The 16,539-nt window shown below is 66.3% G+C and carries 15 protein-coding genes; 12 read left to right on the forward strand and 3 right to left on the reverse strand.

The annotated features are described in order from the left end of the window. The first annotated feature begins 195 nt into the window (after positions 1-195). The 5 genes from BDW41_RS06775 to BDW41_RS06795 are packed head-to-tail and all read left to right on the forward strand — an operon-like array spanning position 196 to position 3,757. Complete coding sequence (locus BDW41_RS06775; protein ID WP_074546206.1) at positions 196-1,032, forward strand: ABC transporter ATP-binding protein; 837 nt, start codon at positions 196-198, stop codon at positions 1,030-1,032. Next, complete coding sequence (gene mlaE / locus BDW41_RS06780; protein WP_074546204.1) at positions 1,029-1,799, forward strand: lipid asymmetry maintenance ABC transporter permease subunit MlaE; 771 nt, start codon at positions 1,029-1,031, stop codon at positions 1,797-1,799. The genes BDW41_RS06775 and mlaE overlap by 4 nt, the downstream gene beginning before the upstream one ends. Before the next feature lie 58 nt (positions 1,800-1,857). After that, positions 1,858-2,718, forward strand: a complete 861-nt coding sequence (gene mlaD, locus BDW41_RS06785) for an outer membrane lipid asymmetry maintenance protein MlaD (RefSeq protein WP_074546202.1) — start codon at positions 1,858-1,860, stop codon at positions 2,716-2,718. 53 nt (positions 2,719-2,771) lie between these two features. Continuing rightward, a complete protein-coding gene (locus BDW41_RS06790) occupies positions 2,772-3,455 on the forward strand; it encodes an ABC transporter substrate-binding protein (protein WP_074546200.1) in 684 nt (227 codons plus the stop codon). Continuing rightward, entirely contained in the window at positions 3,452-3,757 is a 306-nt protein-coding gene (locus tag BDW41_RS06795) for an STAS domain-containing protein (RefSeq protein WP_083337463.1), read from the forward strand. Before BDW41_RS06790 ends, BDW41_RS06795 begins: the two co-directional genes overlap by 4 nt. 70 nt (positions 3,758-3,827) lie before the next feature. Here the strand turns inward: BDW41_RS06795 and BDW41_RS06800 are convergent, their stop codons facing one another. Then, positions 3,828-4,685, reverse strand: coding sequence for a VacJ family lipoprotein (locus BDW41_RS06800; protein WP_074546199.1), 858 nt, complete (start codon positions 4,683-4,685; stop codon positions 3,828-3,830). A gap of 199 nt (positions 4,686-4,884) precedes the next feature. On the opposite strand from BDW41_RS06800, the gene rpoZ reads away from it, so the two are divergent. The 7 genes from rpoZ to BDW41_RS06835 all read left to right on the forward strand — a co-directional run bounded on the left by rpoZ (position 4,885) and on the right by BDW41_RS06835 (position 13,104). After that, a complete protein-coding gene (rpoZ, locus tag BDW41_RS06805; protein ID WP_074546197.1) occupies positions 4,885-5,175 on the forward strand; it encodes a DNA-directed RNA polymerase subunit omega in 291 nt (96 codons plus the stop codon). Between the two features lie 133 nt (positions 5,176-5,308). Further along, entirely contained in the window at positions 5,309-7,474 is a 2,166-nt protein-coding gene (locus tag BDW41_RS06810; RefSeq protein WP_074546195.1) for a bifunctional (p)ppGpp synthetase/guanosine-3',5'-bis(diphosphate) 3'-pyrophosphohydrolase, read from the forward strand. 113 nt (positions 7,475-7,587) lie between these two features. After that, on the forward strand, positions 7,588-7,971 hold the full coding sequence (locus tag BDW41_RS06815; protein ID WP_074546193.1) for a RidA family protein: 384 nt from the start codon (positions 7,588-7,590) through the stop codon (positions 7,969-7,971). A gap of 80 nt (positions 7,972-8,051) precedes the next feature. Continuing rightward, complete coding sequence (gene recG, locus BDW41_RS06820; protein ID WP_110301549.1) at positions 8,052-10,169, forward strand: ATP-dependent DNA helicase RecG; 2,118 nt, start codon at positions 8,052-8,054, stop codon at positions 10,167-10,169. 105 nt (positions 10,170-10,274) lie between these two features. Continuing rightward, complete coding sequence (locus tag BDW41_RS06825) at positions 10,275-11,201, forward strand: nucleoside hydrolase (RefSeq protein ID WP_074546189.1); 927 nt, start codon at positions 10,275-10,277, stop codon at positions 11,199-11,201. A 108-nt stretch (positions 11,202-11,309) separates the two neighbouring features. After that, complete coding sequence (locus BDW41_RS06830) at positions 11,310-11,555, forward strand: type B 50S ribosomal protein L31 (protein WP_074546187.1); 246 nt, start codon at positions 11,310-11,312, stop codon at positions 11,553-11,555. A gap of 253 nt (positions 11,556-11,808) precedes the next feature. Then, positions 11,809-13,104, forward strand: coding sequence for a citrate synthase (locus BDW41_RS06835; RefSeq protein ID WP_074546185.1), 1,296 nt, complete (start codon positions 11,809-11,811; stop codon positions 13,102-13,104). A gap of 155 nt (positions 13,105-13,259) precedes the next feature. Here BDW41_RS06835 and BDW41_RS06840 read toward each other — a convergent pair whose 3' ends face one another. Both BDW41_RS06840 and BDW41_RS06845 read right to left on the reverse strand, forming a co-directional pair. Continuing rightward, a complete protein-coding gene (locus tag BDW41_RS06840) occupies positions 13,260-13,934 on the reverse strand; it encodes a hypothetical protein (protein WP_074546183.1) in 675 nt (224 codons plus the stop codon). 82 nt (positions 13,935-14,016) lie between these two features. Continuing rightward, a complete protein-coding gene (locus BDW41_RS06845; RefSeq protein WP_074546180.1) occupies positions 14,017-16,515 on the reverse strand; it encodes a penicillin-binding protein 1A in 2,499 nt (832 codons plus the stop codon). Between the last annotated feature and the right edge of the window lie 24 nt (positions 16,516-16,539).

Below are 16,539 nucleotides of genomic sequence, written 5' to 3' on the forward strand. Positions count from 1 at the left end.
CGGCCTTTTGCCGTAAGCGTTCGCTCGCGGGCACGGAAGGCGGGATCGATCCCATGGGCCTGCGCGCCAGGGAACCGTTGACCATCGGCAAGGTCTTGTTTTGTTGGCCATTCCTGAGTCCCCTGACCATGGGCGCATGGCCTTCACGCCCCTGTTCGGCTAACTTGCCCACTTTCCCCAGCCCTTGTGCCGCCCATGACCGACTCCGTTAGCGCCAAGCCCGACGACAGCGCCCTGGTGCGCGTCCGTGGCCTGACCACGGTGCTCAATGGCAAGAAAGTCTTCGACGCGCTGGACATGGATATCCCGCGCGGCAAGATAACGGCCATCATGGGCCCCAGCGGCACCGGCAAGACGACCCTGCTCAAGCACATCACCGGGCAGATGCGCGGCGATGCGGGCGAGGTCTGGGTGGACGGGCAGAATGTGCCGACGCTGCCGCGCGACAAATTGTTCGAGCTGCGCGAGCGCATCGGCTACCTGTTTCAGAACTCCGCGCTGCTCACCGACTTCGACGTGTTCGAGAACGTGGCCTTTCCGCTGCGCCAGCACACCGACCTGCCGGAAGTGCTGATCCGCAACATCGTGCTGACCAAGCTGCAGGCCGTCGGCCTGCGCGGCGCGGCGGCGCTGATGCCCTCGGAGCTCTCGGGCGGCATGGCGCGCCGCGTGGCACTGGCGCGCGCCATCGTGTTCGATCCGATGCTGATCCTGTACGACGAACCCTTCGTCGGCCTCGATCCCATCGCGCTCAACCAGGTGCTCAAGCTGATCCGCACGCTCAACCAGACGCTGGGCATCACCAGCGTGCTGGTGGCGCACGAGCTGGAGGCGATCAAGCAGGTGGCCGACCACATCTATCTCATCGCCAACGGCAAGGTGGTGGCGCAGGGCGACCCGAAGACCATCGCCGACGACGGCTCGCCTTGGACGCGCCAGTTCTTCGGTGGCGAGGCCGACGGCCCGGTGCCGTTCCAGTATCCGGCGGGCGATCTGGGCAAGGCGCTTGGCTTTCCAGGGAGTGGCGCATGAACGCGGTGCGTTCTGAAAACATCGTGACGCGTTCGCTGTCGCAGATCGGCGAGTGCGGCCTGTTCCTGCTGCGCATGCTGTCGGCGGTGCCGCGCAGCCTGCGCCATTACCGCGAGACGGTGCGCCAGCTGTGGTTCGTCGGCGCGATGAGCCTGATCATCATCATGGTCTGCGGCCTGTTCGTGGGCATGGTATTGGGCCTGCAGCTGTATGACGTGCTGTCGATCTTCGGCGGCACCTCGGCCACCGGCACGGTGGTGGCCATCGCCATTTACCGCGAGCTGGGGCCGGTGGTCACCGCGCTGCTATTCGCTGGCCGCGCGGGCACGTCCATCACCGCCGAGATCGGCCTGATGCGCGCCACCGATCAGATCGCCGCGATGGAGATGATGGCGGTGGATCCCATCGCCTACGTCGCCGTGCCGCGCTTCCTGGCCGGCGTGATCGCCATGCCGCTGCTGACCTGCGTGTTCTGCGCGCTGGGCATCTTCGGCGGGCACCTGGTGGGCGTGACCTGGCTGGGCATCGACAACGGCACCTTCTGGTCGAACATGACCGCCACCGTCGAACTGGTCAAGGACGTGATCAACGGCGTGCTGTGGAAGAGCATCGTGTTCGGCACGGTGGTGTCGCTGATTGCCGTCTTCCAGGGCTACACCACGCCGCCGACCAGCGAGGGCGTGGCCTATGCCACCACGCGTACCGTGGTCGCTTCGTCCATCGCCATCCTGGCGCTCGACTTCGTGCTCACCGCGTTCCTGATGTGAGTGATCCGAGGAGCGCCGCCGTGACCCTATCCAATCACCTTTCCATGAGGATCGTGCCGTGAGCCAGAGACAATCCTATGCCGTCGGCACCGGCCTGTTCATCGTGCTCGGCTTTGCCGCGCTGGGCTATCTCGCCACGCAAACCACGTCGGTGGCCAACACCAGCCGCGGGCCCAGCTACACCGTCGAAGCGCACTTCGCCAACATCGGCCAGCTCAAGGAGCGCGCGCCGGTGAAAGTGGCGGGCGTGCGCATCGGCCAGGTGCAGTCGATCGTGCTCGATCCGGGCAAGGAGACGGCCGACGTGAAGCTGTCCATCGACAAGCGCTACGACCAGATTCCCGACAACTCGGTGGCGACCATCTTCACCAGCGGCCTGCTGGGCGACCAATACGTCGGCCTGCAGTACGGCAACTCCAAGAAGAACCTTGCCGACGGCGGCACCCTGGCGCTCACCCGCCCGGCCCAGCAGCTGGAGGAAATGCTCGGCAAGTTCTTCGGTGCCGGCGGCGTGGCCGACAACCTGGGCGGCAGCTATGTGGTCAAGGGCCGCTTCACCAACGTGGGCGCGCTCTCGGTGGGCGCCCCGGTGAAGATGGCCGGCGTGGCTATCGGCACCGTGCAGTCGATCACCGCCGACCCGGTGAAGCTCGATGCCGAGGTCACCCTGGCCATCGACAAGCGCTACGACCAGATTCCCGACGATTCGGCCGCCGCGGTGTTCACCAGTGGTTTGATCGGTACCCAGTACGTTGCCATCCAGCCCGGCGGTTCGCCGGACATGCTCAAGAACGGCGATGAGCTGGTGCTGACCCAGTCGGCCATGCAGATCGAGGATCTGATCGGCAAGTTCCTGGTGAGCGGCTCGTCCGCCGGAAAGCCGGCCGACGGCGCCAAGCCGGGCGGCGACAAGCATTGAACCGGCGTCTCGCGTACCGATATACCAACGACCCATTCCCCAGGAGTTTCCCCATGTTGCGCAGTCTGGCCATTGCCACCGCCATCGCCTTCGGCAGCGTGATCGCCGCCCCCGTGTTCGCGCAGGACGCCGCACAGAGTGCGGGTGCGCAGCAGACGCCGGTGCAGGTGGTGCAGGCGGTATCCGACGATCTCGCCAAGGCGATCGAAGGCCACCAGCAGGAACTGAAGAACAACCGCGAGAAGCTGATCGGCGTCATCGACAACGCCTTCCTGCCGCACTTCGACATCGACTACGCGTCCATCCTGGTGCTGGGCCAGCACGCCCGCGAGGCCACGCCCGACCAGCGCTCGCGCTTCGCCAAGGCGTTCTACAACTCCATCACCCACCGCTATGCCGAGGGCCTGCTCGACTACACCAAGGGCCGCGTGAAGGTGCTGCCGTTCAGCGGCGACCTCAACGACAAGCGCACCATCGTGCGCAGCCAGGTGGTGATGGACGACGGCAAGACCGTGGCCGTCGACTACGCCTTCCGTAAGGACAAGAGCGGCACCTGGAAGGCCTATGACGTGATCATCGAAGGCATTTCCTACATCACCAACTACCGCAACCAGGTGGATGCCGAGATCCGCAAGGTCGGCATCGAGAAGCTGATCAGCAACCTGGAGACCCAGGGCGACAAGGCGCTGAAGGAAATGGAGCAGGACACCAAGGGCCAGCCGGGTTCCAAGCCGTGAGTGCAACGGTGGCCGCCGTGCGCGTCGACGAGGCCACACCGGGCAGCGTGCGTGTGTCCGGCGAGCTGACCTTCGGCAATGCCGCGGCGGCGCTGGCGGTCATCGGCGCGGCGGCGGCGCGCGACGGGCGCTCGGTGCTCGATCTTGCGGGCGTCACCCGCAGCGACAGCGCCGGCCTCGCCTGCGTGCTGGCGGTGCTCGCGCAGTCGGCGGAACGCGGCCACCGGCTGCGCGTGCAGAACATGCCCGAGGGCATGCACCTGCTCGCCAGCGTGTGCGAGGTCGAGGGGCTGATGGCCTGATCGCCCGCACGGTTGCGTGACATGAAAAAGGGGCCTTTCGGCCCCTTTTTCGTTGCCCGGAACGGGCGGCTCAGTCTTTCTTCGGCTCGGCCGGCGCGGGCTGGTTGTCGCTCGCCTGCGGCTTTTTCCCGTTCTCCCATTTCTGCTGTTCTTCCAGCAGCTGGTCGGGATCGAAGCTCTTGTCCTTCAGGCCCTGCATCTGCTCGATCACGTCTTCCGGCGGGTTGCCGTCGTAGATCTGGTAGATGCGCTGCTGGCGGTACGCGTCGCGGATGAAGGCGTAGGGGTCGTAGGCCGAATTGAGGAAGCTTTCCGCGTCGATGGCGCTGGAACGGATGGTCACCAGGTACATCAGCTCAGGCAGGTACTGCTGGCCGTACTCGTAGTGGTTGTTGCGCTCGAAGTAGCTGATCGGGTCGAAGAAGTAGCCATCCACCGGCACGCGCCAGAAATCGCGTCCCGTGGTCGGCCCGAAGAACGGAACCACCAGGTACGGGCCATCCGGCACGCCCCAGCGCGCGAGGGTGATGCCGAAATCGGTTTCCTTCAGCGGGATGCCGAGCTGGCTCGCCGGGTCGAAGAAGCCGCCGATGCCCAGGGTCAGGTTGACGATGAAGCGGCCGCTGCCCTGCAGCGCCTCCTTCGGGCGCGCCTGCAGCAGGTCGTTCGCCACCGAGATCGGCATGTGGATGTTGGTGAAGAAGTCGCTCACGCAGCGGCGGATGGTCGGATTGGTCACCTTGCGGTAACCCACCGCCACCGGGCGGATGACGGCCTTGTCCAGCGAGTCGTTGAACGCGTAGACCTTGCGGTTCATCTTTTCGTACGGGTCGTCCGTACGCGGTTTGGCGATCGTGCAGCCGGCGAGCAGCGCGATAGCCACCAGGGGCAGGCTTCGCATGACGAGTGAGCGGAGGGCGGACGGCATGGAGGCGACTGTCCCGAAGGGTAGGGGGGGTACAATATTGTACTGTCTGGTTTTTTATTGTGTACAGGCCCCATAAGTCTATGGGGTAAGGCTGCAGGTCGCGTGAACCGCGCATCATAAGCATTTGCTGCATTGCCAGCAAAGCCCGCGCTGGCTACACTGACGGGTGATAAGTCGCTTTATTCTCTAAGGATTTCAGATGGCCCGCATTACTGTGGAAGACTGCCTGCAGGTGGTCGACAACCGCTTCGAACTGGTGCTGATGGCGACCAAGCGCGCCCGCCAGCTCGCCAAGGGTGCCGAGCCGGCAGTCAGTCCCGATCATGACAAGCCGACGGTGCTCGCCCTGCGCGAGATCGCCGATCGCCGCATCGACCAGGCCACCATCGACGAGATCGACAAGGCCGAGCGCGAGCGCGCCGAGCGCGAGGCGCTGGAGTGGGCCGCCGCCGAGGTGGACGACGACCTCTCCAAGGGCGGGGACGACTGATGGAAGGCGGCGGCTGTAGCCAGCAACGCCCCGGCGCCGGCTTGTCCGGCGCTTTGCGCTGCGGGCCTTGCGCCGCCATCCTCGCGCCACGCAAACGCAGCGAGGCGGTCGCCTGAGCGGGGACCGAACATCCATGCCGGCCGTCACGGACTCCACCCCTCTGGATACGTCGACGCTGCCACCGTATGTGCTGGCGCTGAAAGAGCGCGTCGCCTACCTGCCCGAAGCGCAGGTCGCCCGCGTGATCCGCGCCTACGAAGTGGGCGCCGTGGCCCACGAGGGGCAGGCCCGCAAGAGCGGTGAGCCCTACATCACGCATCCCGTGGCCGTGGCCGGCATCCTGGCCGAGCTGGGCATGGACGCCGAGACCATCATCGCGGCGATCCTGCACGACACCCTGGAAGACACCACGCTAAGCCGCACCGAGCTCGCCGGCGAGTTCGGCGACACCGTGGCCGAGCTGGTCGATGGCGTCACCAAGCTGGACAAGATGCGCTTCTCCAGCCGCCAGGAAGCGGATGCGGAAAGCTTCCGCAAGATGCTGCTGGCCATGGCGCGCGACCTGCGCGTGATCCTGATCAAGCTGGCCGACCGCCTGCACAACATGCGTACCCTGGGCGCGAAGGACGCCCCGTCCCGCCGCCGCATTGCGCGCGAGACGCTGGAAATCTACGCGCCCATCGCCCAGCGCCTGGGCATGAACAAGTTCAAGGCGGAGCTGCAGGACCTGGGCTTCCGCGCGCTCTATCCCGATCGCTACCGCGTGATCAGCGAGCGCATCCGCGCCGCGCTGGGCAACCGCCGCGAGGCCATGGGCAAGATCGAGGGTGCGCTGTCCACGCGCCTGACCGCCGATCACATCGGCGCCAAGGTGGTGGGGCGCATCAAGTCGCCGTGGAGCATCTATTCCAAGATGCGCAACGAGCACAAGAGCTTCGCGCAGCTGATGGACGTGTACGGCTTCCGCGTCGTGGTCGATTCGGCCATGAGCTGCTACATGGCGCTGGGCGCGGTGCACGGGCTGTACAAGCCGGTGGATCGCCGCTTCAAGGATTTCATCGCCATTCCCAAGGCCAATGGCTACCAGTCGCTGCACACCGTGCTGCTGGGGCCGTTCGGCGCGCCCATCGAGGTGCAGATTCGCACGGCGGAGATGGATTCGGTGGCGGAGCGCGGCGTGGCCGCGCACTGGGCCTACAAGACCGATTCCGGCCCGGCCAACAGCGCGCAGGCGCGTGCGCGCGAATGGCTCTCTTCGCTGGCGGACAGCCAGGCGAACACGGTGTCGTCGTCCGAGTTCATCGAGAACGTGAAGATCGACCTGTTCCCGGACGAGGTCTATCTGTTCACGCCGCGCGGCGACATTCTCGCGCTGCCGCGCAACGCCACCGCGCTCGACTTCGCCTATGCCGTGCACACCGACGTGGGCGACCACGCCGTGGCCGCGCGCGTGGACAAGAAGCTGGTGCCGCTGCGCACGCGCCTGGAGTCGGGCCAACTGGTGGAAATCATCACCGCGCCGTCGGCGCTGCCGAACCCGGCGTGGCTGGAGTCGGTGGTCACCGGCAAGGCGCGCACGGCGATCCGCCAGTACCTCAAGCACCTGCAGCACGAGGACGCCGTGGACTTCGGCCATCGCATGCTGGACCGCGCGCTCGACGCGCTGGGCACCAGCCTCGACGCCATTCCGCCCGCCGTGCTGGATCGTTTCCTGGAAACCTCCAAGCTCAAGCGGCTGGAAGAACTGCTCTCCGATATCGCACTGGGCAATCGCGTTCCGCATCTCGTCGCCAACCAGCTGGTGGCCGCGCGGGGCAAGAAGACCACCGACGTGCAGCAGTCGCCGCATGCGATGGAGAAGATCCGCATTACCGGCGCCGAGCGCGGTGTGCTCAGCTTCAGCAATTGCTGTCATCCGTTGCCGGGTGACGAGATCATCGGTTACCTCTCCTCGGGCAAGGGCATCGTGGTGCACCGCGTGGAATGCCCGAACGTGGTCGAGCTGCGCAAGTCGCCGGAGCGCTGCGTGGCGATCGAATGGGATCGCGACGTGCAGGGCGATTACCGGGCCGAGCTGCGCATCGAGGTCATCAACCGTCCGGGCGTGCTCGCAACCGTGGCGGCCGCCATCGCCGCCGCGAACTCGAACATCGAGAACGTGGAATACGTCGAGCGCGATGCGGCGGCGGCCACGCTGCTGTTCGCGCTGGAAGTGAAGAACCGCAAGCACCTCGCCGAAGTGATCCGCCGCGTGCGCCGTACCGGCGTCGTGAGCGGCGCCTACCGCTACCCGCTTTGAGCGAGGAGCGAGTCAAGAGGAGTGAGAAACGAGAGGGCTTTCTCTCACTTCTCGCTCCTCTTCACTCACTCCTGGTTTTAGACTGTCGGTCTGAGCAACCACGAGGCTTTTCCATGTCCCGCAGCATCATCACCACCGACAAGGCGCCGGCGGCCATTGGCCCTTATTCGCAGGCCGTGCGCACGGGCAATACCGTGTATTTCTCGGGCCAGATTCCGCTCGATCCCGCCACCGGCGCTATGGTCGAAGGCGACATCGCGCTCCAGGCCCGCCAGGTGTTCGTCAATCTCAAGGCGGTTGCCGAGGCCGCCGGCGGTTCGCTGGAGAAGATCGTGCGCATCGGCATCTATGTGACCAATCTCGGCCACTTCGCCACCGTCAACGAAATCATGTCCGAGTACTTCAAGGCGCCGTACCCGGCACGCTCGACCATCGAGGTCTCGGCGCTGCCCAAGCTGGCCGCCATCGAGGTCGACGCCGTGATGGTGCTCGACTGACCGATCCGCAGGTTCCAGGCCGACAGCCGGGTCATCGTGCCCGGCTGTGGCTGGACGGCTCGCCCGGTTAGGCTTTGTCGATGCCGCCCTCTCGCGCCAACGCCGCCACGATACTGTCCGACCCCGGCGCCACGCCGGTGTCGTCGCTGCCCGGCGTGGGGCCCGCGCTGGCGGAAGCGCTGTCGCGGTTGGGGCTGGAGCGCGTGCAGGACCTGTGGTTCCACCTGCCGCTGCGCTACGAAGACCGCACGCGCGTCACGCCCATTGCCGACCTGCGTCCCGGTGAGCGCGCGCAGGTCGAGGGCACCATCGAAGCCGTCGAGCGCGGGTTTCGCTACCGGCCGCAATTGAAGGTCGCCATCACCGACGGCTCGCACGAAACCCTGGTGCTGCGTTTTTTCCATTTCAACCGCAACCAGGCGGAGCAGCTGAAACCTGGCGCGCGCCTGCTCTGCTACGGCGAAGTGCGGCAGGCGGCCCAGGGCCTGGAGATGGTGCATCCCCAGTACCAGCGCCTGAGCGGCGACGCCCCCGCGGCGGTCGACGATCTGCTGACGCCGGTTTATCCCACCACCGAAGGCCTGGGCCAGAAGCGCCTGGCCGGCGTGATCGCCAAGGCGCTGGCGCTGTTGCCGCCGGACGCGCAGCTCGAGCTGATTCCCGCCGAACTGTGCGTCCAACACGGCCTGACCTCGCTGCGCGAAGCCCTGCTTTATGTGCATCGGCCGCCGCCGGATGCCCATCTGGGCCAACTCACGACCGGGCGCCATCCGGCGCAGCAGCGCTTGGCGTTCGAGGAATTGTTGACCCAGCACCTGAGCCTCAAGCGCATGCGCGCAGCCGTGCGTCGGCGACACTCGCCGCGCCTGAAGGGCACGGGCGAATTGCGCAAGCGCCTGCTGGCGAGCCTGCCGTTCGGCCTTACCGGGGCGCAGCAGCGCGTTTCGGGCGAGATCGCGAAAGACATTGCCGGGGCGCACCCCATGCTGCGGCTGGTGCAGGGCGATGTCGGCAGCGGCAAGACCATCGTGGCGGCGCTGGCCGCGCTTGCCGCGGTCGAGTCGGGCCAGCAGGTCGCTTTGATGGCGCCCACCGAGTTGCTCGCCGAGCAGCATCTGAATCATTTTCGCCACTGGTTGACCCCGCTCGGCATCGAGGTGGCGTGGCTGGCCGGCAAGGTGGCGGGCAAGGCGCGCCAGCAGGCCTTGCAGCGCGTGGCGTCGGGCGCGCACGTGGTGATCGGCACGCACGCCTTGATGCAGGAGGGCGTGCAGTTCGCGCAGCTCGGCTTGGTGATCGTCGACGAGCAGCATCGTTTCGGCGTGCAGCAGCGCTTGTCGTTGCGCGACAAGGGTGCGGATCACGCGTCCGGCCTCGTGCCGCACCAGCTGGTGCTCACGGCTACGCCCATACCGCGCACGCTGGCGATGAGCGCGTATGCCGATCTCGATGTATCCGCCATCGACGAGTTGCCACCGGGCCGCACGCCCGTGCAGACCATCGCCATTTCCAATGCGCGCCGCTTCGACGTGATCGAGCGCATCCATGCCGCATGCCTGGAAGGGCGGCAGGCCTACTGGGTGTGCACGCTGATCGAGGAATCCGAACAGCTGCGCGCACAGGCTGCCGAAGTGGCCCATGCGGAACTGTCGGCGGCGCTATCCGACTGCCGTATCGGCCTTATCCATGGGCGTATGAAACCCAAGGAAAAGCAGGCGGTGATGGACGCCTTCAAGGCCGGCGAGCTGTCGGTGCTGGTGGCGACCACGGTGATCGAAGTGGGCGTGGATGTGCCCAATGCCAGCCTGATGGTGATCGAGAACAGCGAGCGCCTCGGGCTGGCGCAGTTGCATCAGCTGCGCGGACGGGTGGGGCGCGGCGCCATCGCGTCCAACTGCGTACTGCTGTATCAGCCGCCGCTCGGCCAGTTGGCGCGCGAGCGCCTGCAGGTCATGCGCGAAACCAATGACGGATTCCGCATCGCCGAGAAAGACCTCGAGCTGCGCGGCCCTGGCGAAGTGCTGGGCACGCGACAGACGGGCCAGTTGAGTTTCCGCATCGCTGACCTGGCGCGGGACGCGCATCTGCTGCCGGCCGTGCAGGAGGTGGGGGCGCAGTTGCTGGCGCATCATCCGCGACAGGCGGAGTTGCTCATCACGCGCTGGATCGGCGCCGCGGCCCGTTACGCGCACGCGTAAACGGGGTTTCACGATGCCGCTGCATCCTGCCGTGGCGTAGCCCACAGGCTTTGCGCACGGGCGGCAAGGCCCTAAGCTAACCAATCCCTCTTCCGAAAGATCGCCATGAGCCAGCTGCAACTGTTGATCGACACCGACCCGGGCGTGGACGACGCGCTCGCCATCCTGATGGCGCATGCGCATGCCGAGGTGCTCGGCCTGACGATCGCGGCGGGTAATGTCGGTCTGGCGCATACCGTGCGCAATGCGCGCACGCTGGTGGACCTGGTGGGCACGCCGACGCCGGTGTTTCCGGGTTGCCCCACGCCGCTGGTGCGCATGCCGGAGGAGGACGCCGTGCACGTGCATGGTTCCGATGGCCTGGGCGACGTCGGCTTTCCCGAGCCTTCCTGCCGTGCCGCCGGCGAGCACGCGGTGCACGCGCTGATCCGCCTCACGCACGAGCACCCGGATCTCACCCTGGTGGCGCTGGGGCCGCTGACCAACCTCGCGCTGGCCGTGCGCCTGGACCCCACCCTGCCGCAGCGCGTGAAGCGCCTGGTGATCATGGGTGGTGCGGTCACGGGGCTCGGCAATACCGGCAAGATCCCCGCCGAGTTCAATATCGGCTTCGATCCCGAGGCTGCGCATGTGGTGTTCGAAGCCTTCCCGATGTTCGACCTGGTCGACTGGGAAGTGGTGCTGCGCCATGCCTTCGATGACGAGGAATTCAACCGCTGGATCGCCGCGGGCGATAAGCGCGCGACGTTCTTCGAGCAGGTCTTTGGCACCGCGCGCGCGTTCAACGCGCAGCGCGGCCGCCGCGGCGTGATCGCCGCCGATGCGCTGGCGATGGCGGTGGCCATCGACCCGGGCATGGTGACGCGGGCCGAGGAGCGCCATGTGGCGGTGGAGATGGACGGCCGCCTGACCCGTGGCGCCACGGTGGTGGACTGGACGGCCCGCCTGGGCAGGCCGGCCAATGCCCGCATCGTGATGGAGGTGGACCAGGCCCGTTTCGGGGCCATGGTGCGGCGGGCGCTGGGCGCCTGAAAGGGCCTTTCAGGGCGGGTTTTCGAGTCCAAGTGACTGACGGGCTTGCCAATGGGGAGGGGCTGTGGTTAAAATGCCGCTCTTTTCACCCACCGCTTTGAGCCAGTCATGAAGCCCGATATCCATCCGAATTATCGCCCGGTGGTGTTCCAGGACCTGTCGTCGGACTTCGCGTTCCTGACGCGTTCCACGATCGCCACCAAGGAAACCGTCAAGTGGGAAGACGGTAACGAGTACCCGCTGACCAAGGTGGATATCTCGAGCCACTCCCATCCGTTCTACACCGGCAAGCAGAAGACGCTGGACACCGGCGGTCGCGTCGACAAGTTCCGCAAGCGCTACGCGCAGAAGTAATCGCGCGAACGCATCTGCTGTCACGCCGCGGCCACGTGGCGTAAGCATGCTTGATCGCACGGGGCGAGCATCAGCTCGCCCCGTGCTTTTTTGCGTTCGCCATCCGACCATCCGCTAGGGCATGTTGGCGAGTCGATATGCGATAATGGGCGGCGAGGTGTCGCAGCCTTCCCCATTGCGGCATCAACCCTACCTCGCCGGCCATCGCTGATCGCGATACGTCGACGATGACATTTCGTGAAGGAGGTTTTCCGTGTCCGATTCCAAGATCGTCAAGTTGGTGGATGAGTCGACCAACCGCAGCAGTGAACTGCCCCTGCTGAGCGGTACGCTCGGTCCCGCATGCATCGACATCGGAACGCTGTACAAGGACACGGGCCATTTCACCTATGACCCGGGTTACGGCAGCACCGCCAGCACCAAGAGCGCCATCACCTACATCGACGGCGACGAGGGCGTGCTGCTGTACCGTGGTTACCCGATCGAGCAGCTGGCGGAGAAGTCCAGCTTCCTCGAAACCTCCTACCTGCTGCTCAACGGCGAGCTGCCGACCAAGGACCAGTTCGCCAAGTTCGAGCACGACATCACGCATCACACGATGATGCACGAGTCCCTGAAGGACTTCTTCAAGGGCTTCCACCACGACGCGCACCCGATGGCCATGCTGGCCGCCTCGGTGGCTTCGCTGTCGGCCTTCTATCACGACGATATCGACGTCGATAACGCCGACGACCGCAAGCTGGCCGCGATCCGCCTGATCGCCAAGATGCCGACCATCGCCGCCGCCTGCTACCGCTACTCGATCGGCTGGCCGTTCCGCTATCCGCGCAACAACCTCGAGTACGTCGACCGCTTCCTGCACATGATGTTCGAAGTGCCGAGCGAGCCGCTGCAGATGAGCCCGGTGGCCGCCAAGGCGCTGGACCTCCTGTTCATCCTGCACGCCGACCACGAGCAGAACGCCTCGACCTCGACCGTTCGCCTGGTGGGTTCGACCGGCGCCAATCCGTACGCTTCCATCGCCGCCGGCATCACCGCGCTGTGGGGCCCGGCGCACGGCGGCGCGAACGAGGCCGTGCTGAAGATGCTCGAGGAGATCGGTACGGCCGACAAGGTCGAGACCGCCGTCAAGCGCGCGAAGGACAAGAACGACAACTTCCGCCTGATGGGCTTCGGCCACCGGGTGTACAAGAACTTCGACCCGCGCGCCAAGATCATCCGCGAGATGACCCACAAGGTGCTCGGCGAGCTGGGCATCAACGATCCGCTGCTCGAAGTGGCGATGAAGCTGGAAGAGGCAGCGCTGAAGGACGACTACTTCGTCGAGCGCAAGCTGTACCCGAACGTCGACTTCTACTCCGGCATCATCTACAAGGCGCTGGGCATCCCGACCGAGATGTTCACCGTGATGTTCGCCATCGCCCGCACCGCCGGCTGGATCTCGCACTGGATCGAACAGCACGAAACCCCAGGCTCGCGCATCGGCCGTCCGCGCCAGATCTACACTGGCGCCAACGTGCGCGATTACGTGGCCGCCGACAAGCGCTGATCGCTCCGTCTGCCGCGCAAGAAAAAGCCCCGGTTTTACCGGGGCTTTTTTTATGGGACTGCGATGGGCAGGGAGTAAAGGAAGACAGGCGAACGGCGAGCGGTGGCAGCTACGCTCTCACTTCTCACTTCTCACTTCTCATCACTCGCTCCCGCTCATCTCAACGCCGAGGACAACATGCGCTCGAACTCGTCATCGTTGTCCGCCGTGGCGAGCAGTTCCTCGACCGCAGCGAGCGATGCGCGACGCATGGGCTTTTCATCGATGCGATCCAGCGGCGCCTGTTTCAGCGCGTCGCGCGGCAGCACGGTGATATCGAAGGGCAGGCCGTCCGCCGCGAACAGCAGCACGGGGTATTCCTTCTGATCGTCACGCGTGACGCGCAGGCGCCGCGTCTGCTGGGTGAGGGGGACGCCGCGTTCCTGCAGGAACAGCACGACGCTTTCCGGGGTATCGCTGAACACGTGCAGGCAGACGGCCGAATGCGTATCGGCGGTGCCTTCCAGTACCGCGCCGACCAGGCGTGGATCGAAACGCTCGAGGAAGCGCATGGCCTCCACGGCGGCCTCGCGGCGTTCCTGCAGCAGTTGGGGTTGGGATTCGGCGTGGAAGATGCGCTGGTGTTCGCGCAGCGCTTCCTCGATCTCGTTGTTGCGCGGCAGTGCCTGCGCATCGAGGATGCCCAGCCGCTCGGCGGCCTTGATCTTGGCGTGGTGGAAATCGCGGATGCCGTGCTCGCTCATCAGTCGCGCCGCCTCCTGGGCGACGCGCAGACGGTTGCGCTGAAGGCGATCCTGCGCGTGGATGCGATGGTGCTGACCTCGTGCCATGCCTCATTCCTCCGGCAATCTGGCGCTTGCGGATGCAAGCGCGGGCGGCAGTCGGCTGGGGAAGAACCGGCGCTGCCGACGATTAGAAGATGTCGTAGGCGTGCTGCTGATCCTGGTCCTCCTGTTCCTGGTTGGCTTGCTGCTTCATGCGGTCCACGTCTTCGACCTTCATTATTTCCGACTTGCCGTTGATCTGCACGGTCGAAATACCCGGCGGCATGGGCAGGGTGGAGGGCGGCAGGTCCTTCAGGGCGGCGCCCATGTAGGACATCCAGATCGGCAGCGCCGCCTTGGCGCCGAACTCGCCCTTGCCGAGCGAGCTGAAGTCGTCATAGCCCACCCACACGGCCGCCACCACGTCGCCGTTGAAGCCGGCGAACCAGGCGTCGCGGTGATCGTTGGTGGAGCCAGTCTTGCCGGCCAGGTCGGTGCGGCCCAGGGCCATCGCGGCGGAACCGGTGCCGCGCTTGATCACGTCCTGCATCAGCGAGGTGATCAGGTAGTCGTTGCGCACGTCGATCACCGGCGGCGCCAGCACCGGCGGGTGCGCGCCCTCGCCATGGGCGTCGGCCGGGAGCACGGCATCGCCCACCCCGGCCACGCTGCCGGAGGTCGCCGGCGTGCCGCCGGCGCTGCCTGCGGTAGCCACGGCGTTGCCCGGCGCGGCGCTGGCGTTGGCCGGCGGCGGCCCCGGCGTGCGGGTGTCCAGCAGGCGCTCGGCGCAGGTGCGGCAGGCGCGGGCGGGGTTGGCCTGGTAGACCGGCTTGCCGTCGCGATCGTCGATCTCGGCGATGAAGTAGGGCGTGACCAGGTAGCCGCCGTTGGCGAACACGGCGTAGCCGCGCGCCATGCTCATCGGCGAGACCGAGGCCGTGCCGAGTGCCATCGACAGGTTGCTCGGCAGGGAATCCAGGCTGAAGCCGAAGCGGGTGACGTATTCGCGGGCGTAGCGCACGCCAATGGCGTCCAGCAGGCGCACCGAGACCAGGTTCTTCGACTGCACCAGGGCTTCGCGCAGGGGGATCGGCCCGTCGAACTTGTCGTCGTCGTTGGAGGGCGTCCACAGGCCGCCCGGCCGCGAGGGGTCGGGCAGGGCCAGCGGGGCGTCGTTGACGATGGAGGCCGGGGTGAAGCCGCGCTCGAAGGCCGCCGAGTAAATGAACGGCTTGAAGCTGGAACCCGGCTGGCGGGCCGCCATCACGGCGCGGTTGAACTTGCTGCGCAGGAAGTTGAAGCCGCCCACCAGCGACTGCAGGGCGCCGTCTTCCGGGTTGAGCGACACCATCGCCGCCTGCGCGGCCGGGATCTGGGTGAGCTGCCACTGGCCCTTGTCGTCGCGGGAGACGCGGATGACGTCGCCGCGCTTGAGCACGGTGGACACGCTCTTGGGCGTGGCGCCGACGCGGGTGTCGTCGATGCGCGGGCGCGCCCAGCTCATGGCTTCCAGGTTGAGCTTGATCTGCTCGCGGCTGGCCAGGTAGACGCTGGCCTCGGTGGGCGAGACCTGGGTGACGATGCCCGGAGCCATGCCGGAGATGTCGGTATAGCCGGCCAGGGCGCGTTCCAGCTCGTCCGTATCGGCGTCGGCCGCCAGCTCCTGGTGGGCCTCCGGGCCGCGCCAGCCGTGGCGGTGGTCGTAGTCGATCAGGCCCGAGCGCACGGCGTCCACCGCCGCCTGCTGGCGCTTGCTGTCCACCGTGGTCTTGACCACGTAGCCCTCGGTGAGGGCGTCGTTGCCGAGGCGGTCGAGCACCTGCAGGCGCACCATTTCCGCCAGGTACGGCGCGTCGACCTCGATCGGCGGCTCATGCGGCGAGGCATTGTTCGGCTCGGCGACGGCCTGGTCGTACTCGGCCTTGGAGATGTAGCGGTTCTCCAGCATCTGCCCCAGCACCCAGTTGCGGCGCGCGATCATGCGCTTGGGGCTGTTGAGCGGGTTCACCAGCGAGGGCAGCTGGAAGGTGGAGGCGATGGTGGCGCATTCGGCCACGGAGAGCTGGTCCAGCGTCTTCCCGTAGTAGTAGGAGGCCGCGGCGGCCACGCCGTAGGAGCGGTGGCCCAGGAACATCTTGTTGAGGTAGAGCTCCAGGATCTGGTCCTTGGTCAGCTCGCTCTCCATGCGCAGGGCGATGAAGATCTCCGTCAGCTTGCGCGAATAGAGCTTTTCCGGGCTCAGGAAGAAATTGCGGGCCACCTGCTGGGTGATGGTGGAACCGCCCGGCCCCTTGTCGCCGCCGGACGTCACCACGTGCCAGCCGGCGCGAGCAATGCCATGCCAGTCCACGCCGGGGTGCTGGTAGAAGCTGGCATCCTCGGCGGCCAGCACGGCGTGCTTGAGTCGCTCGGGGACGTCGCCGATGGCCACGGGGATGCGTCGGGTCTCGCCGAAGCTCGCAATCAGCTTGCCATCCGCGGAGAGCACTCTAAGCGGCACCTGCATGTGGTAGTCCTTGAGGACGGCCACCGAGGGCAAGCGAGGGGAAATAAGCCAGTAGGCCACGCCGACGGCTGCAACGCCCAGCAGCAAACCCGTGAAGGCCAGGGCCAGGATCCAGCGCAGCAACCGCTTAAGAATTTGCATGATTGGGTGTTTGCGAGACGTGAG

The organism is Dyella sp. AtDHG13, assembly GCF_003201105.1.
Classification (GTDB): Bacteria; Pseudomonadota; Gammaproteobacteria; order Xanthomonadales; family Rhodanobacteraceae; genus Dyella; species Dyella jiangningensis_B.